The 26,730-nt window shown below is 72.6% G+C and carries 18 protein-coding genes; 10 read left to right on the top strand and 8 right to left on the bottom strand.

The window, feature by feature from the left end; translation table 11 throughout:
* Positions 1-483: 483 nt before the first annotated feature.
* The gene (locus tag SMA5143A_RS14090) at positions 484-3,033 is read right to left on the bottom strand and encodes a DEAD/DEAH box helicase (protein WP_258193520.1); all 2,550 of its coding nucleotides are present in this window, start codon (positions 3,031-3,033) and stop codon (positions 484-486) included.
* A 497-nt stretch (positions 3,034-3,530) separates the two neighbouring features.
* Between SMA5143A_RS14090 and SMA5143A_RS14085 the strand changes: the two genes are divergently transcribed.
* Positions 3,531-4,301: a ferritin-like fold-containing protein gene (locus SMA5143A_RS14085; RefSeq protein WP_107463254.1), complete on the top strand. Its 771-nt coding sequence runs from the start codon at positions 3,531-3,533 to the stop codon at positions 4,299-4,301.
* Positions 4,302-4,506: 205 nt separating this feature from the next.
* Here the strand turns inward: SMA5143A_RS14085 and SMA5143A_RS14080 are convergent, their stop codons facing one another.
* The 4 genes from SMA5143A_RS14080 to SMA5143A_RS14065 form a co-directional block, all read right to left on the bottom strand.
* Complete coding sequence (locus tag SMA5143A_RS14080; protein ID WP_107463253.1) at positions 4,507-4,776, bottom strand: hypothetical protein; 270 nt, start codon at positions 4,774-4,776, stop codon at positions 4,507-4,509.
* 202 nt (positions 4,777-4,978) lie between these two features.
* A complete protein-coding gene (locus SMA5143A_RS14075; RefSeq protein WP_055514448.1) occupies positions 4,979-5,206 on the bottom strand; it encodes a DUF3107 domain-containing protein in 228 nt (75 codons plus the stop codon).
* Between the two features lie 179 nt (positions 5,207-5,385).
* The gene (locus SMA5143A_RS14070) at positions 5,386-6,027 is read right to left on the bottom strand and encodes a TetR/AcrR family transcriptional regulator (RefSeq protein WP_107463252.1); all 642 of its coding nucleotides are present in this window, start codon (positions 6,025-6,027) and stop codon (positions 5,386-5,388) included.
* Between the two features lie 277 nt (positions 6,028-6,304).
* A complete protein-coding gene (locus SMA5143A_RS14065) occupies positions 6,305-6,529 on the bottom strand; it encodes a hypothetical protein (protein WP_107463251.1) in 225 nt (74 codons plus the stop codon).
* A 374-nt stretch (positions 6,530-6,903) separates the two neighbouring features.
* Between SMA5143A_RS14065 and SMA5143A_RS14060 the strand changes: the two genes are divergently transcribed.
* The 7 genes from SMA5143A_RS14060 to moeZ all read left to right on the top strand — a co-directional run bounded on the left by SMA5143A_RS14060 (position 6,904) and on the right by moeZ (position 16,114).
* On the top strand, positions 6,904-8,064 hold the full coding sequence (locus SMA5143A_RS14060) for an alpha/beta fold hydrolase (RefSeq protein WP_258193518.1): 1,161 nt from the start codon (positions 6,904-6,906) through the stop codon (positions 8,062-8,064).
* An 8-nt stretch (positions 8,065-8,072) separates the two neighbouring features.
* The gene (locus SMA5143A_RS14055) at positions 8,073-9,638 is read left to right on the top strand and encodes a DUF3152 domain-containing protein (protein WP_107463250.1); all 1,566 of its coding nucleotides are present in this window, start codon (positions 8,073-8,075) and stop codon (positions 9,636-9,638) included.
* A 198-nt stretch (positions 9,639-9,836) separates the two neighbouring features.
* Complete coding sequence (locus SMA5143A_RS14050; RefSeq protein ID WP_258193516.1) at positions 9,837-11,711, top strand: DUF3492 domain-containing protein; 1,875 nt, start codon at positions 9,837-9,839, stop codon at positions 11,709-11,711.
* The gene (locus SMA5143A_RS14045; protein ID WP_258193515.1) at positions 11,708-12,970 is read left to right on the top strand and encodes a hypothetical protein; all 1,263 of its coding nucleotides are present in this window, start codon (positions 11,708-11,710) and stop codon (positions 12,968-12,970) included. Before SMA5143A_RS14050 ends, SMA5143A_RS14045 begins: the two co-directional genes overlap by 4 nt.
* A 205-nt stretch (positions 12,971-13,175) precedes the next feature.
* Complete coding sequence (locus tag SMA5143A_RS14040; RefSeq protein ID WP_107463248.1) at positions 13,176-14,135, top strand: NAD-dependent epimerase/dehydratase family protein; 960 nt, start codon at positions 13,176-13,178, stop codon at positions 14,133-14,135.
* Complete coding sequence (locus tag SMA5143A_RS14035) at positions 14,123-14,872, top strand: spherulation-specific family 4 protein (protein WP_107463247.1); 750 nt, start codon at positions 14,123-14,125, stop codon at positions 14,870-14,872. The genes SMA5143A_RS14040 and SMA5143A_RS14035 overlap by 13 nt, the downstream gene beginning before the upstream one ends.
* Before the next feature lie 63 nt (positions 14,873-14,935).
* Positions 14,936-16,114 (top strand): adenylyltransferase/sulfurtransferase MoeZ, encoded by a 1,179-nt coding sequence (gene moeZ, locus SMA5143A_RS14030; RefSeq protein ID WP_055514434.1) that lies wholly within the window; start codon positions 14,936-14,938, stop codon positions 16,112-16,114.
* Positions 16,115-16,200: 86 nt separating this feature from the next.
* Here the strand turns inward: moeZ and SMA5143A_RS14025 are convergent, their stop codons facing one another.
* The 3 genes from SMA5143A_RS14025 to SMA5143A_RS14015 all read right to left on the bottom strand — a co-directional run bounded on the left by SMA5143A_RS14025 (position 16,201) and on the right by SMA5143A_RS14015 (position 22,304).
* Positions 16,201-17,721 (bottom strand): alpha/beta hydrolase, encoded by a 1,521-nt coding sequence (locus SMA5143A_RS14025; protein ID WP_107463246.1) that lies wholly within the window; start codon positions 17,719-17,721, stop codon positions 16,201-16,203.
* Between the two features lie 116 nt (positions 17,722-17,837).
* Complete coding sequence (locus SMA5143A_RS14020) at positions 17,838-19,388, bottom strand: alpha/beta hydrolase (protein ID WP_107463245.1); 1,551 nt, start codon at positions 19,386-19,388, stop codon at positions 17,838-17,840.
* Between the two features lie 105 nt (positions 19,389-19,493).
* Entirely contained in the window at positions 19,494-22,304 is a 2,811-nt protein-coding gene (locus SMA5143A_RS14015) for a lysylphosphatidylglycerol synthase transmembrane domain-containing protein (protein ID WP_181361843.1), read from the bottom strand.
* Positions 22,305-22,489: 185 nt separating this feature from the next.
* On the opposite strand from SMA5143A_RS14015, the gene SMA5143A_RS14010 reads away from it, so the two are divergent.
* Positions 22,490-22,900: an MGMT family protein gene (locus SMA5143A_RS14010; RefSeq protein WP_308812033.1), complete on the top strand. Its 411-nt coding sequence runs from the start codon at positions 22,490-22,492 to the stop codon at positions 22,898-22,900.
* A gap of 251 nt (positions 22,901-23,151) precedes the next feature.
* Complete coding sequence (locus SMA5143A_RS14005) at positions 23,152-26,697, top strand: ATP-dependent DNA helicase (protein WP_107463242.1); 3,546 nt, start codon at positions 23,152-23,154, stop codon at positions 26,695-26,697.
* The last annotated feature ends 33 nt before the right edge of the window (positions 26,698-26,730 follow it).

Raw genomic sequence — 26,730 nt, 5'->3', positions numbered from 1 at the left:
GGTAACCGGAGACCGTGAAGAGCAATCACCCTGGCGGGTGGTCGGGAGGCTGCCGGGAGACGAGGGGCGCACGTGGCCGGCCCTTCACCCGGCGGCTGAGTGGGGTGCGACCGCGCGGTTTCCCGCGCCCCGGAACTCAGGCGCCCTTGAACCGCGGCCCATCGGACCCCTGAAGGGCCGCAGGCCCGTTCAAGGGCGCGGGGAACTGCGCGCCAAGCCCCCACGGACCCGCACATGCCCCTCAATTCCCACGGACGCGGGCCGTCCCTGAAACCTCAGGCACCCACACCCCCCCGGAGACGCCCCTCCCCGAGGGTTGGGCCAGGCGGGGTCGAAGGGGCGGCAGCCCCTGGGGATGGGACGGGTCGGGGCGGCGGGGCGAGGAAACCCCTTCCGGCCCCGGCGGACGCGTCCCCGCCGGAACGCCAAAGGCCCGGCCCCCGAGAAGGGGAACCGGGCCTCCGCGCAGTCGGCTACCTGACCTCAGCCATCCGTCGGCTCAACAGCGACCGCGGTCTTCCGCACCCGCCGACGCGGCGCCGGCGTCTCAGCCGCACCCGCCCCGGCGTCCTCGACGGCAGCCACAGCCGGAGCGGCGGCCTTGCGCGTACGACGCGGCTTGGTGGCCTGCTCCTCCGTCGGCTGCGCCGGAACCGACGCCTCGATCGGAGCCTCCGCGACCTTCCGCGTACGCCGACGCGTCTTGGGCGCGGCCTCCTCGGTCACGGCCACGGCCATGGTCTCGGACGCGTCGACCGGTGCCTCCGCGACCTTGCGGGTGGTCCGGCGGCGGGTCTTGGGCGCGCTCTCCTCGGCGGTGGCCGTGGCGTCGCCCGTGACCTCGGCCGTCGCCGCGGTCTTGCGGGTGGTCCGGCGGCGGGTCTTGGGCGCGGCCTCCTCGGCGGCGGGCGTGCCCTCGGCCGTGTCGAGCGCGGCTTCGGCGGCGGGCGCCTCGGCAGCGGCGGGGGCCTCCGCGGCCTTCCGCGTACGCCGACGCGTCTTCGGTGCGGCCTCCTCGGCGACCGTGCCCTCAACCGCGTCAACCGCGTCAACCGGCGCCTCGGCGACCTTCCGAGTCCGGCGGCGCGTCTTGGGCGCCGCCTCTTCGGCCACGGCCACGGTCTCGGATGCGTCGACCGGTGCCTCCGCGGTCTTGCGGGTGGTCCGGCGGCGGGTCTTGGGCGCCGCCTCCTCAGTGGCGGACGTGCCCTCGGCCGTGTCGAGCGCGGCTTCGGCGGCGGGCGCCTCGGCAGCGGCAGCGGCGGCGGGGGCCTCCGCGGCCTTCCGCGTACGCCGACGCGTCTTCGGCGCGGCCTCCTCGGCGACCGTGCCCTCGACCGTGTCGACCGTCGCCTCGGCGGCCGGAGCCTCGACCGGCTCCGCCGACGCCGTCTTGCGCGTGCGGCGGCGGCGCGGCTTCGCCTCGTCGGCGGCAGGCAGAGCGCCAGCGGTGTCCGCGGTGTCCGCGGTGTCCGGGACGGCCGCGACCGTGTTCACGGCCGAAGCCTTCACAGCGTCAGCAGCGGGGGCGTCCAGGGCCTTCTCGGACCCCTCCGCCTCCACCGCCGACGTCACCGTCTGGGCCGTCGGCGCCGCACCACTGCGGGTGCGGCGTCGGCGACGGGGCGTACGGGGGCCGGCGTCGACCTCGGTGGCCGTGCCCGGCGTCTCCGTGGGACGCGTCGGCTCGGCGACCGCCGTCGCCTCGGGGGCCGTCGCGTCCACGGTGGCGCCACCGCGCGTCCGGCGGCGACGGCGCGGTGTACGCGCCGGGCGCTCACGCTCCGCGGAGGGCGCCGGGCCGGAGGAACGGCCGCCGCGCCCGCGGGCACCACGACCACCCGGCTCACCGAGGTCTTCCAGCTCCTCGGCGTCGAGACCGGCCCGCGTGCGCTCCGAGCGCGGCAGGACACCCTTGGTGCCCGCCGGGATGCTCAGTTCCTCGAAGAGGTGCGGTGACGTGGAGTACGTCTCCGGCGGGTCGTTGAAGTTCAGCTCCAGCGCCTTGTTGATCAGCTGCCAGCGCGGGATGTCGTCCCAGTCGACGAGCGTGATCGCCGTACCCGAGGCGCCCGCGCGGCCCGTACGGCCGATGCGGTGCAGGTACGTCTTCTCGTCCTCGGGGGACTGGTAGTTGATGACGTGGGTGACGCCCTCGACGTCGATGCCGCGCGCGGCGACGTCGGTGCAGACGAGGACGTCGACCTTGCCGTTGCGGAAGGCCCGCAGCGCCTGCTCACGGGCGCCCTGGCCGAGGTCGCCATGGACCGCGCCGGAGGCGAAACCGCGCTGCTTGAGCTGGTCGGCGAGGTCGGCGGCCGTGCGCTTGGTGCGGCAGAAGACCATGGCCAGTCCCCGGCCCTCGGCCTGCAGTATGCGCGCGACCATCTCCGGCTTGTCCATGTTGTGCGCGCGGTAGACGTGCTGCGAGGTGTTGCGGACCGTCGCGCCCTCGTCGTCCGGGGCCGTGGCACGGATGTGCGTCGGCTGGGACATGTAACGGCGGGCCAGACCGATGACGGCGCCCGGCATGGTCGCCGAGAACAGCATCGTCTGGCGCCGGGGCGGAAGCATGTTGATGATCTTCTCGACGTCGGGCAGGAAGCCCAGGTCGAGCATCTCGTCGGCCTCGTCGAGGACCAGGCACTTGACGTGCTTCAGGTTCAGCTTCTTCTGGCCGGCCAAGTCGAGGAGTCGTCCGGGGGTGCCGATGACGACGTCGACGCCCTTCTTCAGGGCCTCGACCTGCGGCTCGTAGGCGCGGCCGCCGTAGATCGCGGTGACGCGGACGTTGCGCACCTTGCCGGCCGTCAGCAGGTCGTTGGTGACCTGGGTGCACAGCTCGCGGGTGGGGACGACGACGAGCGCCTGCGGGGCGTCGGTGAGGTCCTCGGGCTTGGCGCGGCCGGCCTCGACGTCGGCGGGGACGGTGACGCGCTCCAGGAGCGGCAGGCCGAAGCCGAGCGTCTTGCCGGTGCCGGTCTTGGCCTGGCCGATGACGTCGGTGCCGGAGAGGGCGACCGGGAGCGTCATCTCCTGGATGGGGAAGGGAGTGATGATGCCGACGGCTTCCAGGGCCTCGGCCGTCTCGGGAAGGATTCCGAGATCTCGAAAAGTCGTAGTCAGGGTGCTGCCTCTTCTGTGTACGCGGCGTGGCGCGAGCGCGGGGGTCGTGTCGTCTGACCGTGCCTGGAGATATCGGCCGCCCTCACGGGCTGGCCGTGTGGCACGGGACCACTGCCGACGCTCTAGCGCTCATACCGCTGAGGGGTTCCCTCCGGACGCCGTACGCAGAGTGCCGTACGAACGGGAGGGCTGTCGGGTCGGAGCCGATCGGGCCACCGACCGGGCATCCTCATGCGTGCGGCCTGTCGAGAGACGGTCGAGATACCGCGGTGGTACGTCGACGTACTCAGCAGGCGCATTACCACCATACCCCGGAAACGCGCACATGCGATGGCCGATTTGGTCACGTAGTCGTCGTCACACCGATCGACCGGGCCCTTCCGCCCTGCGCGAAGCGGGCTATTGTGCGCTTCATGACCACGTCTGACAAGCCTGAGAACGCCGCCGGTAGCGCTGAGACGACCGAGACCGCCGAGGTCACCGGCATCGCCGCCCAGGACTGGGCCCAAGCCTCGGCCGACCCGCAGTACCGCGCCGCCGTCGTGGACCTGCTCGGAGCGCTGGCGTACGGGGAACTCGCGGCGTTCGAACGGCTCGCGGAGGACGCGAAGCTGGCGCCGACGCTCGTCGACAAGGCGGAGCTGGCGAAGATGGCCGCCGCCGAGTTCCACCACTTCGAGAGGCTGCGGGACCGGCTCACGGAGATCGGCGAGGAGCCGACGCACGCCATGGAGCCGTTCGTGGACGCGCTCGACGGCTTCCACAAGCAGACGGCGCCGTCGGACTGGCTGGAGGGTCTGGTCAAGGCGTATGTCGGCGACTCGATCGCCAGTGACTTCTACCGGGAGGTCGCGGCGCACCTCGACGCGGACACGCGCGGGCTGGTGCTCGCCGTCCTCGACGACACCGGGCACGCCGAGTTCGCGGTGGAGAAGGTACGGGCCGCGATCGACGAGGACCCTCGGGTCGGCGGGCGGCTCGCGCTGTGGGCGCGGCGGCTGATGGGCGAGGCGCTGTCGCAGTCGCAGCGGGTCGTGGCCGACCGGGACGCCCTGTCCACGATGCTCGTGGGCGGCGTCGCCGACGGGTTCGACCTGGCCGAGGTGGGGCGGATGTTCTCCCGGATCACCGAGGCGCACACCAAGCGGATGGCGGCGCTCGGCCTGGCCGCGTGAGCCGCTGGTCGCCTTGCGCCCCCGGCCGCAGTGAGCCGCTGACTCCGTGACCGGCTAGTCGCCGTGGGGCGCGGTGCCCGGCGTGTCCGTGGGCGGCCGCGGGGCATGCGCGGTCGGTCGCGCCCGCTCGGTGGTGCCGCGGATCTCACTTCGGTCGCTGCGGCTCCGTGTCTCTTCGGGGGGCTCGCCGTGACGCGGGCTCGGGCTACGCGGTGGCCGAGCTGCGTCGAAAACGCTCCGTCGGCCGCAGCAGGAGCGACAGCGACGCCGCGGCGACGATCGCCCCGCCGGTCAGCAGCACCAGGAAGTTGGTGGAGCCCAGGGCGGTGTGGGTGAGGAACGCGCCGAAGAGGGCGCCCGCCACACCGGTCGGCACGACGAGCGTGCGGGGCGGCAGACGGTGCGACAGCCGGGCGACGGCGGCCCAGGCGAGGGCGAGTCCGACGAGTGCGGATCCGAGCGCTTCCAAGAACATGATCGGGTTCCCTCCCACACGGCCTGGCCTGGGCAAATCGGTCGTAGCCGGTACTACCCGCGAGTCACGGAACGCAATCCTCCTCTGTGGACGAGTTGTGGCTTCGATGTGCGCTTCGGGGGAGGAGGAGCCGGGACGCATACGGAGGGGCCCGGTGGTTTCGCACCACCGGGCCCCTCCGTATGCCTTGTGCGCCTCTCGGCTACAGCGCGCTGAAACCGACCTTGCGGACGGTCGGCTCGCCGATGTCGATGTAGGCGAGACGGTCGGCAGGGATCAGCACCTTGCGACCGTGCTCGTCCGTGAGGCTCAGCAGCGCCGACTTGCCGGCCAGCGCCTCGGACACGGCACGCTCGACCTCCTCGGCACTCTGACCGCTCTCCAGAACGATCTCGCGGGGCGCGTGCTGCACGCCGATCTTGACCTCCACGGCTATGTCCCTCCGACGGTCAGTGAAGTGCGCGGGCGTCCGCGCCGTACCCAGCACACATTAGCCCGGTGAGGGGACGTCCACCCTCCGCTCGGCAACGCCAGGAGCGAACAGGGTGCGGGAACAAAACCCCGGACCAGGGATGTGCCCGGCACCGGTCCGGGGCCGCGGGGCGACGGTCAGTGGTGCTCGATGCCGTGCAGCGGGAAGCCGGCGATGCCGCGCCACGCCAACGACGCCAGCAGCTGGACCGCCTGCTCGCGCGGGACGCTGCGGTCGCTGTGCAGCCAGGACCGCGCCACGACCTGGGCGAGCCCGCCGAGGCCCGAGGCGAGGAGCATCGACTCCGCGCGCGACAGGCCGGTGTCCTCGGCGATGACTTCGCAGATGGCCTCCGCGCACTCGTTCGTGACCTTGTCGACGCGCTCGCGCACGGCGGGCTCGTTCGTCAGGTCCGACTCGAAGACCAGTCGGAAGGCGCCGCCCTCGTCCTCGACGTACGCGAAGTACGCGTCCATCGTGGCCCGTACGCGCTGCTTGTTGTCGGTCGTCGACGCGAGCGCGCCGCGCACGGCCTGGATCAGGGACTCGCAGTGCTGGTCCAGCAGGGCCAGGTAGAGGTCGAGCTTGCCCGGGAAGTGCTGGTAGAGGACCGGCTTGCTGACACCGGCGCGCTCGGCGATGTCGTCCATCGCGGCCGCGTGATAGCCCTGGGCCACGAAGACTTCCTGGGCGGCGCCCAACAGCTGGTTCCGTCGGGCTCGGCGCGGAAGGCGTGTGCCCCGCGGGCGTGCCGCCTCTGTCTGCTCGATGGCTGTCACGCCGCCTCCCAAATCGTCCATGTGCGGTGTGCGCCGCGCCGCCATCGTACTTTTCGGTAACCCTGGTGCGCGCGGTGCGAGCGCAGAATTTCACGGACCGGACGCCGGGAAAAGTGCCGCGGACCACGTCAAACGCGGGCAGGGCGGACAGGAGGAAGCCCTTTCCCGTTACCGATCGTCGTCTTTCGCGTCACCGGCGGTCGTCCTCGGGGGCGGGGCGCCTGCGGGCACGCGGGCGTGGTCGGACCGTCGGCGGTTCCCCGGCGAGGGGTCCGCTCTAGCGGTAGTCGTCCTCGTCGAGGTCGACCACCCGGGCCTGTTCGGCGAGGTCGGCCGGGTTGGCGACGCCCGGATCGACGTCGGTCAACGGGTCGTCCCGGTCCGGGGTGACGTACGTGTGCTGCTCGGCGGCATCGGCCTCGGGGGCCTCTACGTCGTCGATCTCCACGGAATCGGCCTCCGTCTCCGCGAACGTCTCGGGATCGGTGGGGTCAACGGCCATCGTGGTTTCCCCTTCCTGCTCCTGCCTCGGTGCTGCCGGAACCCTGTGAAGCGGCAGGGGCCACGTACGGGTGTGCCTTGTTGTCTACGAGCCTAGGAGACGGCTGAACGTGGCGCTATGCGGTCCGGTGGTGACGGGATGGTTTGTTCTACAACCTGCTCTACGGACTGTTCTGACGGGCGGCCGGTGGCGGTGGCCGAGGCCGGGTGGCGGTGGCCGAGATCGGTGAGGTGGCCGTTCGCCGTCGTGGGATTCGCTTCGGGTTCCGTCGTGGTCGCGGTGACCACGTCGTGGTCCGGTACCCCGCCCTGCGTGGCTCGATCTGTGACGGCGAACACATGAACCACTGCGTGATCGTCTCGTAACATTGCCGCATGTCTTCGCCCGAGCTGCCGTCCCTGATGACCGCCACCGCGTCGCCGAAGGCGAGTTCCGTGCGCGTGGCGCCGGGGGAGCAGCTCAGGTCGGTGCGCCTGCCGGGGATCACTCTGGCGGTCCGGTCGAGAACCCCGGCCCGTGACGATCTGCCGCCCGCCCTGTACGTACACGGCCTGGGCGGCTCCTCGCAGAACTGGTCGGCGCTGATGCCGTTGCTCGACGAGTCGGTGGCCAGCGAGGCCGTCGACCTGCCCGGTTTCGGCGACTCGCCGCCGCCGGACGACGGCAACTACTCGGTGACGGCACACGCGCGTGCCGTCATCCGCTATCTGGACGCGTCCGGGCGCGGCCCGGTGCACCTCTTCGGCAACTCCCTCGGCGGCGCGGTCACCACCCGCGTCGCGGCCCTGCGCCCCGACCTCGTCCGGACCCTGACGCTGGTGTCGCCCGCGCTGCCCGAACTGCGGGTGCAGCGCACCGCGGTGCCGACCGGGATGCTCGCCGTCCCGGGTGTCGCGGCGCTGTTCACCCGCTTCACCAAGGGCTGGACCGCCGAGCAGCGCGTCCGGGGTGTCATGGCGCTCTGCTACGGCGACCCCGGTCGCGTCACGGAGGAGGGCTTCCGCAACGCGGTGGAGGAGATGGAGCGGCGTCTGAGGCTTCCTTATATGTGGGACGCGATGACGAGGTCCGCCCGTGGCATCGTCGACGCGTACACCCTGGGCGGGCAGCACTCGCTGTGGCGCCAGGCCGAGCGGGTCCTCGCCCCGACACTCCTCGTCTACGGCCGCCGTGACCAGCTCGTCGGATACCGCATGGCCCAGCGCGCCGCCCGCGCCTTCCGCGACTCGCGCCTCGTCTCCCTGCCGGACGCCGGGCATGTCGCGATGATGGAGTACCCGGAGGCGGTCGCCGCGGCGTTCCGCGACCTGCTGGCCGATACGGACCGGAGGGCGTCGGACGGTGTGGGAGGCTCTGAGGGACATGCCTCCGGGACGCGGCGATCGGGCGTACGGGGCTCGGCGACGTCGGCCCGGGACAGGGCGGACGCGGAGCGGGTGAACGGGGAGTCCGTGAACGGCAAGCCGGTGAAGGGCGAGGCCGACGATTCCGCCGGGGACGGGGCCGTCCCCGGTGCCCCCGTTGTGGGGAGCTGAGCCGCGGCGTGGGACGACACAGCCGCAAGGGGCGGGCGCCGAAAGGCGACACGAGCGAGACATCAGCGGCGGCTCCAGCGGGCCCGCCGGTAGCGCCGGACCGCGGGGCGGTACTCGGCGGACCACGTCCGGGATACGAGGGTGCCTCGAGGCCGGGCGTGCGGCGCCTTCCCGACGGCGCGCCCGCGCACGGCTTCTCCCGCCATCCCGAGGGCCCGCCCGGGCGCGGTGTCCCGCGGTTCACCGACGGTACGCCGGCGCACGGGTTCCCGCGTCTGCCGGACGGGACGCCCGCCCACGGGTTTCCGCGTCTGCCGGACGGCGGTTCGGGGCAGGGAGTACCTCGTTACCCGGACGGCACACCCGCGCACGGTTTCCCCCGTCTCCCCGACGGCACCCCCGGCCGAGGCCTCCCGCAGAGTCGTGGCGGGCATCCCGAGCAGCGTGAAGCGGGTGGCGGCTGGGGCCGGTTGGGCGGCGAGACGCGACCACGCCCAGGCGGCGGACAGGCCGCGAACGGGGCTCCTTCGGGGGTCCCGTACGCCGCGCCAGGCGGCCCTTCCCACGGCGCGCGGCAGGGCGAGTCCGGCGGCCCCTCCTCCGGCGCGCCCGGGCAGGGGCAGGGTCGTCGCATCCCCATCCCGCGGCAGCGGCAGGAAGCCGTGCCACCGCCGCCCGGTGGGCCGCGGCAGGCATACCTGGACGCCTTCGACGAAGAGCGGCCGCCGACCGGTGAGCCCGGCGAGGGCAAGGACTCCGGAAAGAGCGGCAAGGGGCGGGCGTTCGCCGGGATCGCGGCCGCCGCCGTCACCACCGTGCTCGCGGTCATCGTCGGCGGGCAGGTCACCAGCGGCCAGGAGGACACCACCGCCCAGGCGCGGGCCGCCGACGCCGCCGACCGCGAGGTACGGGGCGCCTCACGCAGCGACGACCGGCCCACGCCGTCCAGCCCGCCGAGGGTGAGCGCGACCCCGCTCTCGTACGACGAGAAGATGGGCCAGAAGTACCCACTCGCCGCGGACCTGGAGGGCAACGGCACGTTCCAGACCGTCAGGGGCTTCGACAAGGCGCCGGGGACGGGACGGAAGTACCGCTACCGGGTCGATGTCGAGGAAGGGCTCGGCCTCGACGGGGAACTGTTCGCCCAGGCCGTCCAGAAGACCCTGAACGACGACCGGAGTTGGGCGCACAACGGCGGCCGTACCTTCGAACGGATCTCCTCCGGGAAGCCCGATTTCGTGATCACGCTCGCCAGTCCGGGCACCACCGCCGTGTGGTGTGCCAAGTCGGGGCTCGACACGACGGTGGACAACGTGTCGTGCGACTCCGCCGCCACCGAGCGCGTGATGATCAACGCCTATCGCTGGGCCCAGGGTTCGAAGACCTACGGTGACCGCATCCACGCGTACCGGCAGATGCTGATCAACCATGAGATCGGCCACCGTCTCGGCTACAGCCATGTGACCTGCGACAAGGACGGCGACCTCGCGCCCGTCATGCAGCAGCAGAGCAAGTTCCTCTCCTATGACGGGATCACCTGCAAGGCCAACCCGTGGGCCTTCCCCGGGGGTTGAGTATCTGACGTGGCGTAGTCGACTGATCCCTTAGCGCGACAAAACGCGTCCCGCTAGGGAAAGTTACGACCGTTCACCCCTTTTGGTGGCGCGACGGACAACCGTCCGTCGCGCCACCGCCTTGTCCGCATACGTTCTTCCCGCTGCGAGCCGCCGGGTGAACGGCGGCTCCCCAAACGGGAGATCGGGGGTGCACACGTGCGCATCGGACTGCTTACGGAGGGTGGCTATCCGTATGTCGGCGGTGACGCCAGGCTCTGGTGCGACCGACTCGTGCGTGGGCTGGAGCGACACGAGTTCGACGTCTACGCGCTCAGCCGTAGCGAGCAACAGGAGGACGAGGGCTGGGTCCCGCTTCCGCCGCAGGTCAGCCGCGTCCGCACGGCGCCGCTGTGGACGGCCGAGGATGACGGTGTGGTCCACGGCCGCCGGGCGCGACGGCGCTTCGCGGAGGCGTACGGCGAACTGGCGTCCGTGCTCTGCTCCGCTGGGACGCCCGAGACGCGAGAAGGCGTGGGAAGGGGAGAAGCGCTCGGAGGGGGAGAGGCCCTCTGGACGGGCCAAGCCCGTGAGAGCGGCGCCGGTCCCGAGGCGGACCGTTTCGGCAACGCGCTGTACGGGCTTGCCGAGCTGGCCCGCGACGAGGGCGGACTGGTGGGCGCCCTGCGCTCGGAAGTCGCCGTCCACACACTCGAACGCGCCTGTCGTGCGCCGGGCGCATTCGGAGCGGCGCGCGAGGCCCGCGTACCGGATCTGCTGACCGTCGCCGCCCACCTCGAACGCGCCCTGCGCCCCCTCTCGCTCGACTGGTACGAGGACGACGGGCTCGGCTCGGTCGACCTGTGCCACGCCGCGGCCGGTGGCTCGGCCGCGCTGCCCGGTCTGCTGGCCGCCCACTTCCACGAGGTGCCGCTCCTGGTCACCGAGTACGGCGTGCCGTTGCGCGCGCACTACCTCGGGGCCTCCGGTGACGCGCCGGTGCGCGCCCTGCTCGCGGCCTTCCACCGGCAACTGACCGCCGAGGTCTACCGGCGCGCCGCCTGCCTCACCCCCGGAAACACCCATGCCCGACGCTGGCAGGAACGCTGCGGCGCCGACCGGGCGAGGATCCGCACGGTGTATCCCGGCATGGAGGCGTCCCGCTTCGCCGAGGTGGGGGAGGCGCCGGAGAGCGCGGACCCCCACACGCTGGTGTGGGTCGGCCGTGTCGAGCCGGCCAAGGACCTGATCTCCCTGCTGCACGCCTTCGCCGAGATCCGCAGAGCGGAGCCGAAGGCCCGGCTCAGAATCGTCGGAGCGGCCGCGGGCGACGAGGGGGCCGCCTATCTCGGCCACTGCAGGGCCCAGGCCGCCCAGCTCTTCCCCGCAGGCACCGACGGCGGAGTGCACGCCGTCGGTGACAACCCCGTCTCCTTCGAGGAGATCGGCGACCCCGCCGTCGCCGACCTGGCGGAGGCCTACGCGTCCGGCGCCGTCGTCGTCCTGTCGAGTGTCGTCGAGGGGTTCCCCATCAGCCTCGTCGAGGCCATGTTCTGCGGACGGCCCACAGTGTCCACGGATGCCGGCGCGGTCGTCGAGGTCATCGGTGGGACGGGGCTCGTCGTCCCGCCCCGCAATCCGAAGGCGCTCGCGGAGGCGTGCGTGGCGCTGCTGCGCGCACCCGAGCGCCGTGCGCGCCTCGGCGCGGCCGCCCGCGCACGCGCCCTCGAACTCTTCACGGTCGAGCAGAACGTCGCCGCGTTCCGCGCCATCTACCTGGAGGTCGTCTCCCACGCCCCGGTACGGAAGGTCGTCCTCGACGAGAGCGGCGCGCCCCTGCCGTTCGGCGCCCCCGCCGAGGCGCACGTCCCCGGCCGCTGGACCGAGCCCCGGCTGGGGACGGGCGGTCTCGGTGTCGCGGGTGTCGCCGGCGTGGCGGGCGTCGTGGGTGTGGCCGGCGCCGCGGGGGGCTCGGGCCTCGGCGGCGTTCTGTCCGGCCGACCCGGCTGGGTCGTCGACACCCCCGTCCGGGCCACGGGAACGCCTCCGGCCGCTCCCGGTGAACCCGTGCCCGCGGGGGAGGGAACGCGATGAGCGAGCTGCGGTTGGACGGCCTGGAGAGCCGGGATCGCCTGGAGAGCGGGGACGGAGCCGAGGAACTGGTCGGGCCACGTCCGTCGGAGCTCGACGGGGTCCCCCCCGAGGCCGTGGCCGCGGGCGGGGTGGGGATCGGCGCTGATGACGGAGGCCGGACCTCCCCCGAATCCGCGCCCCCCTCCGGACGCGGGGCCGTGGACCCCGTGAAAGCCCTGATGCACCGGCACCGGGAGCTGTGCGAACGGGCCGTGGACCCGCTGGAGATCGCCGCCGGGCTGGAGGCCCATGGGGTCACCGACCGTACGGCCGCCCGCTTCCGGCACCGGGACGTCTTCTCGCTCGCCGAGGAGATGTACGCGCGCGTACCCCGCGACGCGGAGACACCCCCGGAGCGTCGGCCGATGCCCGCCGCGTCCGGGCCGGGCGGCGGCTGGGCGGTCCTCGCGCTCCTCCCGGGCGCCCTCTGCGCGGCGGCCGTGGCCGGTGTACGGCTCACCCACGGCCAACCCCGCCTCGTCGTCGCCGCGGCCGGCGCCCTCGCTGTCGCCCTCGGGCTGCGCGTCGCCCTCCGCCGCGGCCCGCTCAGGTCACCGCTCGGCACGACCGGCCGCAGGGGTACCTGGACCTGCTGGCTGCTCGCATACGCCCTGCTCGGCGACGGACTGCTCGCCGCCGGTCTCGCCGACGGCCCCGACGGCCCCGACGGTCCCTGGCCCCTGGCCACCGCACCCGTCCTGGCACTCGCCCTGAGCTGCGCTCCCGCCCTCTGGTGTGCCCACCTCCTCTCCGTGCGCGCCCGCCGCAAACTCGTCGCGAGCCGCGGCCTCGCCGACTTCGCCGACTCCGTGAAGCCCCTGCTCCTCGGCGTGTTCGCCCTCTATCTGTGCGCCCTGGTCTCCCTGCTCGCGCTGTGCGGCACGGTCCTGGACGAACCGGCCGTCTCCGCGGGGGCGGTCGCCCTCGGCGCACTGCTTCTGCTGGCCCGCCTCCTCACCGTCCACGGCTTCCCGCACGTCCCCGCCGCCGTCCTGTGCGCGGCGGCGCTGACCGAGAGCTGCGCCCTGGCCACCGTCTTCGCGAGCCGCCTGCCCGGCTGCTCCTTCCTGGCCGTCCCCGTCCGGACGGCCACCGACGCCTGGGGGCCGGGCGCCGTCCCCGCCCTGGTCTGCGGCGTCGCCGCTCTCCTCCTCCTCGCGCACGCCATCCGCACCCTCACCCGGGCCTCGGCCTACGCCCGCCCGCCGGGGGCGACCTGACCCCACCTCGGACGGTCCACGGCGCGGTCACCACAGGCCGCACCCGCAACCGAGCCCCACCGGCGCGCGGGACTGCCGTCGCGCGCACCACCTCCCGCGGGGCCGACACCGCGGGACCGCACCTCATCACCCACGGCACCACCTCATAAGGAGAACGCCAGATGATCACCTCCCGAACCGGAGAGTCCGCCCCGGGAGCCGCCCGATGAGGGTCCTGCTGATCGGAGCCAACGGATACCTCGGCCGTTTCGTCGCCGAACGCCTCCTCGCCGACCCGGCCGTCCAGCTCACCGCGCTCGGTCGCGGCGACGACGCCGACGTACGGTTCGACCTCGCCACCGGCAGCCCCGGCGCGCTCACCCGCTTCCTGGACGCGGTGCACCCGGGCGTCGTCATCAACTGCGCCGGAGCCACCCGCGGCGGCGCCCGCGAACTCACCCGGCACAACACCGTCGCCGTCGCCACCGTCTGCGAGGCCCTCCGCCGCAGCGGCTGCGGGGCCCGCCTGGTGCAGATCGGCTGCGGCGCCGAGTACGGCCCCAGCCAGCCCGGCTCCTCCACCGCAGAGGACGCCGTGCCCCGGCCCGGCGGCCCGTACGGTGTCAGCAAACTCGCCGCCACCGAACTCGTCCTCGGCTCCGGCCTGGACGCCGTCGTCCTGCGGGTCTTCTCACCTGCCGGGCCGGGCACCCCCGCCGGCTCGCCGCTCGGCCGCCTCGCCGAAGCCATGCGGCGCGCCATGCAGTCCGGCGACGGCGAACTCAAACTCGGCGGCCTCGGCGTCCAACGCGACTTCGTCGACGTCCGGGACGTCGCCCGCGCCGTCCACGCCGCCTCGCTCTCCGCAGCCCAGGGCGTGATCAACATCGGGTCCGGCCGGGCCGTGCGCCTCCGCGACGCGGCCGCCGTCCTCGCCCGTGTCGCCGGCTACGGCGGTGCCCTCCACGAACTCGACACCCCGCCCGGCCCCCTCAGGCCCACCATCGGCCACCCCCGGCCCGAACCGGACCACACTCCTCCGGTCGCCTATCTCTACCCGGACGGCTGCGGCAGCTGGCAGCAGGCCGATGTCCGCACCGCACGCGACCGGCTCGGCTGGCGGCCCCGCATCAATCTGGAGGAGTCCCTGGCCGACATCTGGATGGAGGCCGCATGCCGTATCTGACCTCCACCCCGTCCGGCACCGCCAGCACCGGCCTGAGCGCCGGCCTCGGCATCCCCGGCTATGCCCACCCCCTGGTAGCCCCGCTGGAATGGGGCGAACTCACCCGCCCCAAGATCCCTCTGCACTGGGTCGTCCTGAACATCTCCGACGGCCCCGGTACCCGCCCCGACCCGATCTGCCTGGAAGCCGCGGGACGGCTCCGCAACGCCGGCGTCCGGGTCCTCGGCCACCTCGACGTGATCCACGGCGCGCGTCCCTTCGGTGAGATCGTCGCCGACGCCCACCGCCACCTCGACTGGTACCAGGTCGACGGCTACCTCCTCGACCGCTGCCCCACCGAGCGCGGCGCACTCCCCGGAATCACCCGCACCGTCCTCACCCTCCGGGCGCTCCTCGGCGACGGCCACATAGTCCTCGGCCACGGCACCCATCCACATCCCGGATATGCCGAGAGCGCCGACCAACTCGTGACCTTCTCCGGGCCCTGGAGCGACTACCGCTGGTCCCAGGTCGCCGAATGGACCGCCGACCACCCTCCCGAGCGCTTCTGCCACTTCGTCCACGGTGTGCCCCGCGTCCACCTCGACGAGGCGCTGCGCGTCGCCCGCTGGCAGGGCGCCGCCACGATCTACTTCACCGACCGCACGGACAGGGGCGGCCGAGTCGACCCCTGGGCGGCCCTGCCCGGCTACTGGGACGACATTGTCTCGCTGGTTGGAACGGGTGTCTCGGAATGAAAAAGGGCGTGGCAGTGTTACCGAGAGAACAACTGTAGTGATTGACCGATCAACGGAGTCCCCGTGTCGCTGCCACCCCTGGTCGAGCCCGCTTCCGAGCTCACCGTAGATGAGGTCCGCAGGTACTCCCGCCACCTGATCATCCCCGACGTCGGGATGGACGGGCAGAAGCGGCTGAAGAACGCCAAGGTGCTCTGTGTGGGCGCCGGCGGCCTGGGCTCGCCGGCGCTGATGTACCTGGCCGCGGCGGGCGTCGGGACGCTCGGCATCGTGGAGTTCGACGAGGTCGACGAGTCGAACCTGCAGCGTCAGATCATCCACAGCCAGGCCGACATCGGCCGCTCCAAGGCGGAGTCCGCCCGCGACTCCGTCCTCGGCATCAACCCGTACGTGAACGTGATCCTTCACGAGGAGCGGCTCGAGGCCGACAACGTGATGGACATCTTCAGCCAGTACGACCTGATCGTCGACGGCACGGACAACTTCGCGACCCGCTACCTGGTCAACGACGCCTGCGTGCTGCTGAACAAGCCGTACGTGTGGGGTTCCATCTACCGCTTCGACGGCCAGGCGTCCGTCTTCTGGTCCGAGCACGGCCCCTGCTACCGCTGCCTGTACCCGGAGCCCCCGCCGCCGGGCATGGTCCCCTCCTGCGCCGAGGGCGGCGTCCTCGGTGTGCTGTGCGCGTCCATCGGCTCCATCCAGGTCACCGAGGCCATCAAGGTCCTCACCGGCACCGGTGAGCCCCTCGTCGGCCGGCTGATGATCTACGACGCCCTCGAGATGCAGTACCGCCAGGTCAAGGTCCGCAAGGACCCGAACTGCGCGGTCTGCGGCGAGAACCCCACCGTCACCGAGCTCATCGACTACGAGGCCTTCTGCGGCGTCGTCTCCGAGGAGGCCCAGGAGGCGGCCGCGGGCTCGACGATCACTCCCAAGCAGCTCAAGGAGTGGATCGACGACGGCGAGAACATCGACATCATCGACGTCCGCGAGATCAACGAGTACGAGATCGTCTCGATCCCCGGTGCCCGGCTGATCCCGAAGAACGAGTTCCTCATGGGCTCCGCCCTGGAGAGCCTCCCGCAGGACAAGAAGATCGTCCTGCACTGCAAGACGGGTGTCCGCAGTGCGGAAGTCCTCGCGGTCCTCAAGTCGGCCGGCTTCTCCGACGCCGTCCACGTGGGCGGCGGCGTGATCGGCTGGGTCAACCAGATCGAGCCCGACAAGCCGGTCTACTAGTCCTGCCCCCGCCGTCCGCGGGCGGACGCTTTCCCCGGAGGGGCTCGGCACCGTGCGTGCCGAGCCCCTTTTCGCGGTGGCCACGACTACGTGCAGACCTTTCCGTCCTTCGGCACTCTCCCGGCCAGCAGATACGCGTTCACCGTCGAGTCGACACAGCTGCTGCCGCTGCCGTACGCCCCATGACCCTCGCCCTTCCAGGTGAGCATCACTCCGACGTCCGCGCCCAGCTGCCGCGCCATCTTCTCGGCGCCCTCGTACGGCGTCGCCGGGTCCCCGGTGTTGCCCACCACGAGAACAGGGTCGGCCCCCGGCGCGCTCACCTCCGGTGAGTCCGTCAGGCCGGGCACCGGCCAGTCGTGGCACCAGCCCGCGGTGTCCCAGCCCAGGAACTCGCCGAACACGGGCGAGAGCTTCCGGAACTCGGGCAGCAGCGTCTTCGTCTCCGGCGGTGTCGGCCGCTGCTTCTGGTCCAGGCACGATATGACCCGTTGCGAGTGGGTCGTCGTGCCGTAGCGGCCCGAGGAGTCCCGCTCGTTGTACCCGTCGGCGAGTGCCAGCAGCTCCGTGCCGTCGCCGTCCTCCGCCGCGTCGAGAGCGCTCGTCAGGCCGGGCCAGCTCTGCCGGCTGTAGAGCGGCAGGACGATACCGGTGATCGCCAGGGTCTGGGTGAGCTCCCGTCCGGACGTCGTCGGCAGGGGATCGGCGTCGATCCGCTCCAGCAGGTCCGCGACTTTCCGGGTTCCCTTCTTCGGGTCCTGGCCCGTCGACGCGAGGTAGTTGTCGAGGGCGCGCTGGAAGCCCAGGGTCTGGTTCTTCGCGTGGCCCACCGTGTCGGCGGTCGGGTCGACGACCGCGTCCAGCACGAGTCGCCCGACGTTCCCGGGGAAGAGATGGGCGTAGACGCCGCCCAGCTCCGTGCCGTACGAGATGCCGAAGTAGTGCATCTTCTGGTCGCCGACCGCTCGGCGGATGAGGTCCATGTCGCGGGCGGTGTCGGCGGTCGACACATGGGACAGGAGCTTGCCCGCCGCCCGTTCGCAGCCGGCGCCGAAGGAGGCCGCGTCGTCGAAGAAGGCCGTCTCCTCGGCGGCGTCGTCCGGAGTGGCGTCCACCGCCTCGGCCGCCTGGATCTCCTTGTCGCTGCGGCAGCGCACCCCCTCACTCCCGCCGACACCCCGCGGGTCCCAGCTCACCAGGTCGTACCGCTTGTGCAGCTCGCTCGTGAGACCGGCGTACGAGGGCATCGTGGAAACGCCCGAGCCGCCCGGTCCGCCGAAGTTGAACAAGAGCGAGCCGAGCCGTTCGCGCCGGTCGCCGGTCGCCTCGCTGCGGATCAGCGCCAGCCCGATCTTCTCGCCGTCCGGCCTCGACCAGTCCAGCGGGACCTTGAGCGTCGCGCACCGCCAGTCGCCGCCCGGCGCCGGACCCTCCGACGTCGCCTCGCAGCGCCCCCAGTCGAGCTTCTGCGCGGGGACCGGGGAAGGTGAGGGGACCGCGGACGCGGACGTGGCGCTCTCGCCCTTCCCGCTGTCGGTGGCTCCGCTGCAACCGGCGACCAGCACCGCAGCCGCGGCCAGAGCCGCTCCTCGTAGCCATCGAGTCATGAGCAAATCCCCCCTTACGGCACCACCCGCCGGATGTCGTGCATGGCGGTCATGCCATGGTATGCGGACTGCCGCGCTTGCATCGGGGCCTGTGGATAACGTTCTGACCTGCGGTTTCAGGTGCAGACCGTGCCGGACTTCGGGACCTTGCCCGTGAGGAGGTAGCCGTCCACGGCCGCCTTCACACAGCCGTTCCCACTGCCGTACGCCCCGTGCCCCTGCCCCTTGTACGTCAGCTCGACACCCACTCCCGCCCCGAGCGCCCCCACCATCTTCCGCGCGCCCTCGTACGGCGTGGCGGGATCGCCCGTGTTGCCGATCACCAGGATCGGCGGCGACCCGGCCGCGCTGACCTCGGGATGGTCGGCCGCACCGGCGACGGCCCAGTCGATGCAGGTGAGCATGGACCAGGCGAGCCAGTCGCCGAAAATGGGGGAGGCGGCCCGGAACTCGCCCTGCTTCGCCTCCACGTCCTTCGTCGTGTACCGCTGTCTGTCGTCGGCGCAGCTGATGGCGACGTTCGCCGCAGCCAGGTTGCTGTACTCGCCGTTCTCGTTGCGCCCGTTCATCGAGTCGGCCAGCAGCATCAGCAGTCGGCCGTCCCCGTCGTATGCCTGTTGGAGTCCTTCGGTGAGGAGGGGCCAGAGGTCCTGGGAGTACAGGGCCTGTGCGATCCCGGTGGTGGCGCCGGACTCCGTCAGGTCGCGGGGGAAGACACCGGGGATCGGCTTGCGGTCGAGGTCGTCGAGGAGCGTCGTGATGCGGTTCTTGACGTCCTGCGCGGTGTCGCCGACCGGGCACTCCTCCGCTTTCGACACACAGTCCTCGGCGAAGTTGTCGAGCGCGAGCTGGAAGCCCTTGGCCTGTCCGAGGCTGCTCTGTTCCGGTGTCTGTGTCGGGTCGACGACGGCGTCGAACACCGCCCGGCCCACGTTCTTGGGGAACAGGTGGGCGTAGACGCCGCCGAGCTCGGTGCCGTAGGAGATGCCGAAGTAGTGCAGCTTGTCGTCGCCGAGGACCTCGCGCATCAGGTCCAGGTCGCGTGCGGCGTCCGGGGTGCCGACGTGCGGGAGGGTCTTGCCGGAGTTGTCCTCGCAGGCCGCGTTGAACGCCTTCGTGCTGTCCCGGAGTTCCTTCCGCTCGGACGCGTCGTCCGGTGTCTGGTCCTGCTGGAAGTACTCGTCCAGTTCCTCGTCGTCCTCGCACTCGACGCCCGCGCTGCGACCGACTCCCCGCGGATCGAAGCTGACCAGGTCGTAGCGGGTGCGCAGCGTGGTGAAGTCGTCGGCGAAGGCGGGCAGCCCCTTGACGCCCGAGCCCCCGGGGCCGCCGAAGTTGAAGACGAGCGAGCCGATCCGCCGGTCCCGGGCGCCGCTCGACCGCGCCCGGATCAGCGCGATGTCGATCGTGTCGCCCTTGGGGTCGCCCCAGTCGAGAGGAGCCTTCATGGTCGCGCACTGCCAGGCGGTGCCGTTCGGCAGGGGCGAGGGGGCGGGGCCGCCGCCCTCGGACGCGGAGGGCGGCGGGCAGTCCTTCCAGTCCAGTTTCTGCGTCGTCAGATCCTCGTCCCTGCCCTTGGCCTCGTCGCCGCAGCCCGCCGCCGACCAGGACAGCACGACGGCCATGGCGGTCAGGATGACGGCGCGCAGCCGGAGCGAGGCGGGCATGCCCTCATCCTGAAGCGGCCCCGAGCGGTGCGCTCGGGGCGCGGGCCGAGCGGGTGAGAGGCCCGATCCGCCTCCACGCGCGCGTGGAGGCGGCGCTCCGCCCCTTTAGAGGGCACCCTTGCGTGTCAGCTGGTTGAAGGCCAGCCACCCCGGCAGCACGGGCAGCCACAGTGTCAGCAGGCGGAACAGCAGGACCGCGGGTGCCGCGACCTCCTTGGGCAGACCGACGGCGATGAGACCGACCGTCAGTGTGGCCTCGACCGCGCCCACACCGCCGGGCGTCGGCGCCGCCGAGCCCAGCGCGTTGCCCGCGAGGAAGACGACCGCGACGCTGGCGATGCTGATCGAGGCGTTCTCGTCACCGAAGGCGCGGATCGAGGCGTCCAGGCACATCACGAAGCAGCCGGTGAGCAGCAGCATGCCGCCGATGCCGGTGACCAGCTTCTGCGGCCGCTGCAGCACGTCGAGCATGCGCGGCACGACGCCGGCGAAGAGAGACCGCACGCGCGTGACGACGAACTTCCGCAGGAACGGGATCGACGTCACCACCAGGACGAGCACCGCGACCGTCAACAGGCCCGCGATGACCGTGCGGGAAGGCGACAGCGACGGCGTCTTCTCGGTTCCGGTGAGATAGCCGAAGGCGAGCAGCATCAGGATGTGGCAGCCCAGCCCGAACAGCTGCGAGGCGCCCACACTCGCCACCGCGAGACCCGGCCGTACCCCCGCCCGCTGAAGGAAGCGCGTGTTGAGCGCCACACCGCCCACCGCCGCCGGGGCGACGATCTTCACGAAAGACCCGGCGACCTGCGCGGCCACCGTGCGGGGGAACGGCACGCGCTCCGGTACGAAGCCCAGCAGGGCCATCGCGGCAGCGACGTAGCTCAGCGCGGAGAAGAACACCGCCGCGGCGACCCAGCCCCACTCCGCGTTCTTGATGAGCGGCCCGAACTCGATGTGGGTCAGCTGCGTCAACAGGAAGTACGCGCCGATGGCTCCGGCGATGAAACTGATGAGGGTGCGCGGCCGGACCCGTTCCAGGCGGGCCGGTTCGACGGGCGCCTGCGGCCTGATGAGCAGCACCTGGTGGCGGATCTGGGTGAGCAGGTCCTCCTCGCGGGCCTCCTCCAGGGCCTCGTCGATGGCCCGCTTCTCCGCCCGCTGCTCGGCTCGTACGGCCTTCTTGGCGGTCTTGCCCGCTTCGGCCTCCTTGTGCTCGTCCGCGCGGGCCTGCTTGGCCAGCTGGGAGGCCTCCAGGACCGCCTCGCGCTCGCGCTCCGCCCGCTCCCGGGCCAGTCTGCGCAGCGTCGCGCGCGTGGAGCGTGACAACGCGATGGGCTGAAGCATCGGCAGGCAGTCGGCCACCGCGTCGGGGCCGAGGACGCTCACCGCCGACGCCACCGCCCGCTCGGCGCCCACCCGGAGCCCGAGCGTGGTCAGCAGCTGGGAGACGTCCATGCGGAGCACCAGGTCGCCGGCCGCGATCTCACCGACGCGCAGATCGGTCAGGATCACCGTGCCGGAACGATCCACCAGAATCGCGTCGCCCACCAGCCTGCGGTGCGCGATACGGCGTGACTGCAGGGCCTTCACCTGGGCCCAGGTGTCGTGCAGCAGTTCGTCGGTGACCTCGTCGTCCGAGAGCGAGTCCAGGGTGCGTCCGCCGGTGTGCTCGTAGACGAGCATCACCGCGTCCGGTCCGAGCTCCGAGGTCGCGATCAGCTTGGGGGCGTTGGCGCCGGCCGCGATGGCCGCGTACGCGAGGAGTGCCTCCTGCTCCAGGGCCTGGCGCAGGGACTGCAGGCTGCGGCGCGTCGTGATGCCGCGCAGGGTCAGCCGCCGCCAGACGCGGTAGAAGAAGCCCTGGGCCTGCTGCTCCCGGTCGACGACGGTGACGTCGAGGGGTGGGCCGTCCTCCAGCGTCACGAAGTACCGGCGGCCCCGGTCGCCGCCTTCCGTGGTGTCCGACGCCTCCTCGCGGGCGGCGCTGACCGGCTTGAAGCCGACCCGCCTGAGGCCCGCCATCAGGGTCCGGCCGGTGGGGCGTACGTTCGGTGAGCCGACGGCGTAGAGCGTCCCGTAGGCGACCGTCCAGCCGATCAGCACCGTCAGGATGATCGAGAACGGCGTCGTGTAGCCGGCGACCAACATGGAGAACGTGTCCAGCAGCAGCACGATCCACAGCACCGCGCGCCAGCGGGGTCTGCGGGACATGCCCACGGCCGTCATATAGGCGATGACCGGCGCGAGATAGCCGTGGACGGGGTCCGTGAGGGCGTGGATGTCGCCGGGGGAGGGCTGGGTCAGCGCCTCCTGGATCGAGTCCGGGGCGGTACGGGCGACCCACAGGTCCGTCGCCAGTGTCACCCCGTGCGCCAGGACCGCCGCGAGCACACCGTCCGCGATGCGCAGCCCGTCCCGCTTGATCAGGCGCTCGATCGCGAAGGCGACCGGGACCAGCAGGATCGCGATGCTCGACCCCAGGCCCGCGAGCTTGATCATCAGGTCGGGTGCCTGGCCCGTGCCCTTGTTGATGTCCTGTTCGAGGCCGGCCGTGGTGCCGTGCGCGAACGCGGCGATCGCCAGCAGGACGATGATCCCGAGGATGCCGACCGACAGCCGCATGAGGTCCGAGGGACGGTGCACGCGCGCGGGGAGCAGTGGTTCGTCGCCCTCGACCGCTTCGGTGTGCCCCTCGTCCGGGAGGTCGGCATCCGGCTCGACCTGCGACGACGTGCCGTCGTTCCGGTCGTCGTGCGTCCTGGGGGAGAGCGATGTCTCCGCGGGCGCCGTGTTCGCCGGGTCCTTCGGGTCGGCCGTCTCGGCTCCCCTGTCGTCCCCGTCGGCGGCGTCCGGGCGCGACGAGGCGTCAGAGGTGCCCGCCCCGTCATCGGGGTGCACGCTCTGCTGCTTCATCGTCTCTTCTTGGTCTCGTATCACCAGTCACCGCCCGCACGATGGTGGCATGCCGGGTGGGCACACAGGGGCATCAGGGTGCAATGCGGGGGCGCACAGTCTGCCCGAAGACCGTCCTCGGAGCGAGGGACGCACGCGTCGGCCACCGCCTCCCATTGTCGGTGGGGTGGGGCAGGATGGGCCGGATGAGCGAGGAGAGCCTTCCGGTGGACGCCCTGCCGGAGTACGCGGAGCGGGTCCTCGAGGTCGCCGAGCTGATCCCGCCCGGGCGGGTCATGACGTACGGGGACGTCGCCGAGTGGCTGGGGGAGGGCGGCCCGCGCCAGGTGGGCCGCGTGATGGCCCTCTACGGGGGTGCCGTGCCGTGGTGGCGGGTGGTCCGCGCGGACGGCCATCTGCTCCCCGGTCACGAGCTGAGAGCGCTGGGCCACTACCGGACGGAGGGCACGCCCCTGCGGGAGGCGAGCCGCGCCGCCGAGGGGCATGTGCCGCGCCTCGACATGAAACGGGCACGCTGGGACGGCGGCGCACGCGCGGGGGAGGACGGCGGACGTGCCGGCTGGGACGGCGGCGGACGCGCGGACGATCACACCTGACGGCACTCCGCGTCCGGCGGCCGCCGAGGCGCCCCCGTACGGGGGACGCGGGGCACGTCGGTGGCATGCCGTACGTTCGTGGGGCGAGGGACGCACGGGCCGCGTGAGTCGGGAGGGAACAAGAGGAAGCTGAGCTTCCGCACCACCCGTCGGCGTAGCGTCGGCTGCACGTGTCCCCCTCACCCCGCGGCCACCGCTCTCCACGAGCAGGGGCAGGGCAACCAGCACACCCACCAGGACCGGCGAACCACGTGAGCTCCTCTTCCTCCACCAGGCGCCTGTCGCACACCCAGGTGCGACAGGGGAGCCGCGGCGCTTACCGACTGGTGCGTACCCCACCGGTCCGATCGAGTCCCCCTCGTCTGGACGCCGAGCAGGCCGCCGTGGTTGACCACGAGACGGGCCCCATGCTCGTTCTCGCAGGTCCGGGCACCGGAAAGACGACCACCCTCGTCGAGTCCGTGGCGGCTCGCATCGCCCGTGGAACCGACCCCGAGCGCGTCCTCGTCCTGACCTTCAGCCGCAAGGCGGCCGTCGAGCTGCGCGATCGCATGGCCTTGCGCATGGGAGCCGCGCGCGCCCCCCGGGCCACCACGTTCCACTCCTTCTGCTACGCCCTGGTCCGCGCCCACCAGGACAGCGACCTGTTCGTCGAACCGCTGCGCCTGCTGTCCGGTCCCGAGCAGGACGTCGCCGTCCGTGAGCTGCTCGGGGGCCAGCCCGACCTCGAACGCCTCGGCCTCGCGCACGTGCGCTGGCCGGACGAGCTGCGCGCCTGCCTCACCACGCGCGGGTTCGCCGACGAGGTCCGCGCGGTCCTCGCCCGCAGCCGTGAGCTGGGCCTCGCCCCCGCCGACCTGAGGGCCTTCGCCGACCGCATCGGCCGCCCCGACTGGCGCGCGGCCTCCACCTTCCTCGCCGAGTACCTCGACGTCCTCGACCTGCAAGGGGTCCTCGACTACGCGGAACTCGTCCACCGCGCGGTGCTCCTCGCCGGCCGACCCGGTGTCGCCGAGCAGCTGGCCGGGCGGTACGACGCGGTCTACGTCGACGAGTACCAGGACACCGATCCGGCGCAGGTACGGCTGCTGAGGGCCCTCGCGGGCGCCGGCCGCACCCTGGTGGCCCTCGGCGACCCCGACCAGTCGATCTACACGTTCCGGGGCGCCGATGTGAACGGCATCCTGGACTTTCCGGCCGCCTTCCCCCGCGCGGACGGCCGCCCCGCGCCGGTCGCCGTGCTGAGGACCTCCCGCCGCTCGGGGGCCGACCTGCTCGCGGCCACCCGACTGCTCACGCAGCGCATGCCGCTCACCCGCCTCCCGGCGGAGAAGGTACGGGCCCACCGCGAACTCCGACCGGAACGGGACGGCGGCCGCGTCGAGGTCTACACGTACCCCACGCCCGGCACCGAACTGGACAACATCGCGGACGTCCTGCGCCGAGCCCATCTGGAGGACGGTGTCCCCTGGGGCGAGATGGCCGTCCTGGTACGCGCGGGTGCCCGCACGATCCCGTCGATGCGACGTGCCCTCACGGCAGCGGGCGTACCCCTGGAGATCGACGGCGACGACCTGCCGCTCCGCCACGAGCCGGCCGTGCAGCCCCTCCTGACGGCCCTACGAGCGGTCGCCCGGGCGGAGCTGGGGGGCACCGGCTCGACGGCCGCACAGGGGCCGGTGGAGCCCGAGGAGGACGCCAGGGCCGAGGAGGACGCGAGGGCAGAGGAGGACGCGAGGGCGGAGGACCCCGGAACAGGCGCGCCGGAGGCGGACGACGAGCCCGATGCCGGTCCCGCTGCGGAGGCGGACGACGAGCCCGATGCCGGTCCCGCTGCGGAGGCGGACCGCGACCCCGACGGCGGTCCGGCGGCGGAGCCCGGCGAGTCGTCCGGCGACCCCGAGCCGGACTCGTGCTGGCTGGACACCGAGACCGCGCTCACCCTCCTCGCCTCCCCCCTCGCCGGTATGGACGCCGCCGACCTGCGGCGGCTGGGCCGTGCCCTGCGCGAGGAGGAGCGGGCCGGCGGCAACCCCGTGCCCCCGCCCTCGGACGAACTGCTGGCCCGCGCCCTGGCCGAACCGGAGCGGCTGGTCGCCCACGGCCCCGTGTACGCGCGGGGTGCGCAACGCCTCGGCGCGCTGCTGCGCAAGGCGCGGGAGCGCCTCGCCGGCGGCGGCACGGCCGAGGAGGCCCTGTGGGACCTGTGGGACGGCACACCGTGGCCCAGGCGCCTGGAGCGGGCCGCCCGGCGCGGCGGCGCGGCCGGACGCAACGCGGACCGGGACCTCGACGCCGTGTGCGCGCTGTTCGCCACCGCGGCCCGCGCGGAGGAGCGCACCGGAGGTCTCGGCGCGCTCAACTTCCTCGCGGAGATCGAGGCGGAGGACATCGCCGCCGACACACTCACCGGCAGGGCGGTGCGCCCCGACGCCGTGCGCCTGATGACCGCGCACCGCTCCAAGGGCCTCCAGTGGCGCCTGGTCGTCGTCGCGGGCGTCCAGGAGGGACTCTGGCCGGACCTGCGCCGCCGAGGCTCTCTCCTGGAGGCCGACCGCATCGGCCGCGACGGCCTCGCCGAACCGCTCACCCCCGGAGCGCTGCTCGCCGAGGAGCGGCGTCTGTTCTACGTGGCCACCACGCGCGCGCGTGAACGCCTCGTCGTCACCGCGGTGAAGGCCCCCGCCGACGACGGCGACCAGCCGTCCCGCTTCCTCGCCGAACTCGGCGTGGAACCCAAGGACGTCACCGGCCGCCCCCGCCGCCCGCTCTCCGTGGCCGCCCTCGTGGCCGAGCTGCGCGCCACGACGGTCGACCCGCGGGTGTCGGACGCGCTGCGTGAGGCGGCCGCCCGGCGACTGGCCAGGCTCGCCGCCCTGAGCGACGAGGACGGCCGTCCCCTGGTGCCGTCGGCGCATCCGTACCGCTGGTGGGGCATGTTCGAACCCACCGAGAGCAAGGTCCCGCTCAGGAACCGCGACCAGCCCGTCGTGCTGTCCGGCAGCGCCCTCGACCAGCTCGCCAACACCTGCGCCCTGCAGTGGTTCCTGGGGCGCGAGGTGAAGGCCGACGCGCCCGCGACCGCCGCCCAGGGCTTCGGCAACGTCGTGCACGTCCTCGCGGACGAGGTCGCCTCCGGACGCACCCCCGCCGACCTCGACGTCCTCATGGAGCGCCTCGACTCCGTGTGGAACGCGCTCGCCTTCGACGCGCCCTGGAAGTCCGACCAGGAGAAGCAGCACGCGCGCGTGGCGCTCGAACGTTTCCTGACCTGGCACGTCGACTCGAACGGGCGGCGCGCCGGACGCACGCCGGTGGCCAGCGAGCAGGACTTCGACGTGACCCTGGAAGCGGGTGACTACGAGGTGCGCATCCGCGGGTCCATGGACCGCGTCGAGACCGACGCCGAAGGCCGCGCCTACGTGGTCGACTTCAAGACCGGCAAACAGGCGCCGACCGCCGCCGAGGTCGAACGGCACCCGCAGCTCGCCGTGTACCAGCTCGCGGTCCGCGAGGGGGCCGTCGACGAGCCCTTCGGCGGCGCACGGCCCGAACCGGGCGGCGCCGAACTCGTCCAGCTGCGGCAGGGCGCCGCCAAGAAGAACGGCGGCGAGACGCTTCCCAAGGTGCAGGCCCAGGGGCCCCTGGAGGGCGACTGGGTCGGCGGTCTCCTCGCCAACGCCGCCGGCAAGGTCCTCGACGAGCGCTTCTCCCCGACCGCCGGACAACACTGTGCACACTGCGCTTTCCGGGCGTCCTGCAGCGCCCGCCCGGAGGGCCGCCACGTGGTCGAGTGACCGACGTGATCCACAGCACCACCCCCGCTGACC

Source organism: Streptomyces sp. MA5143a (genome assembly GCF_900290235.1).
Lineage (GTDB): Bacteria > Actinomycetota > Actinomycetes > Streptomycetales > Streptomycetaceae > Streptomyces.
Note: the sequence above shows the minus strand (reverse complement) of the source record. Positions and strands in the feature narration are given on the sequence as shown.

Excerpts from the sequence above, each read along its gene's own strand:
- SMA5143A_RS14045 (WP_258193515.1), top strand. The coding sequence starts at position 11,708 with ATGAGCGAGCTGCGGTTGGACGGCCTGGAGAGCCGGGATCGCCTGGAG.
- SMA5143A_RS14080 (WP_107463253.1), bottom strand. The coding sequence starts at position 4,776 with ATGTTCTTGGAAGCGCTCGGATCCGCACTCGTCGGACTCGCCCTCGCC.
- SMA5143A_RS14090 (WP_258193520.1), bottom strand. The coding sequence starts at position 3,033 with ATGACGCTCCCGGTCGCCCTCTCCGGCACCGACGTCATCGGCCAGGCC.
- SMA5143A_RS14020 (WP_107463245.1), bottom strand. The coding sequence starts at position 19,388 with ATGCCCGCCTCGCTCCGGCTGCGCGCCGTCATCCTGACCGCCATGGCC.
- SMA5143A_RS14015 (WP_181361843.1), bottom strand. The coding sequence starts at position 22,304 with ATGAAGCAGCAGAGCGTGCACCCCGATGACGGGGCGGGCACCTCTGAC.
- SMA5143A_RS14025 (WP_107463246.1), bottom strand. The coding sequence starts at position 17,721 with ATGACTCGATGGCTACGAGGAGCGGCTCTGGCCGCGGCTGCGGTGCTG.
- SMA5143A_RS14035 (WP_107463247.1), top strand. The coding sequence starts at position 14,123 with ATGCCGTATCTGACCTCCACCCCGTCCGGCACCGCCAGCACCGGCCTG.
- SMA5143A_RS14060 (WP_258193518.1), top strand. The coding sequence starts at position 6,904 with ATGTCTTCGCCCGAGCTGCCGTCCCTGATGACCGCCACCGCGTCGCCG.
- SMA5143A_RS14010 (WP_308812033.1), top strand. The coding sequence starts at position 22,490 with ATGAGCGAGGAGAGCCTTCCGGTGGACGCCCTGCCGGAGTACGCGGAG.
- SMA5143A_RS14065 (WP_107463251.1), bottom strand. The coding sequence starts at position 6,529 with ATGGCCGTTGACCCCACCGATCCCGAGACGTTCGCGGAGACGGAGGCC.
- SMA5143A_RS14040 (WP_107463248.1), top strand. The coding sequence starts at position 13,176 with ATGAGGGTCCTGCTGATCGGAGCCAACGGATACCTCGGCCGTTTCGTC.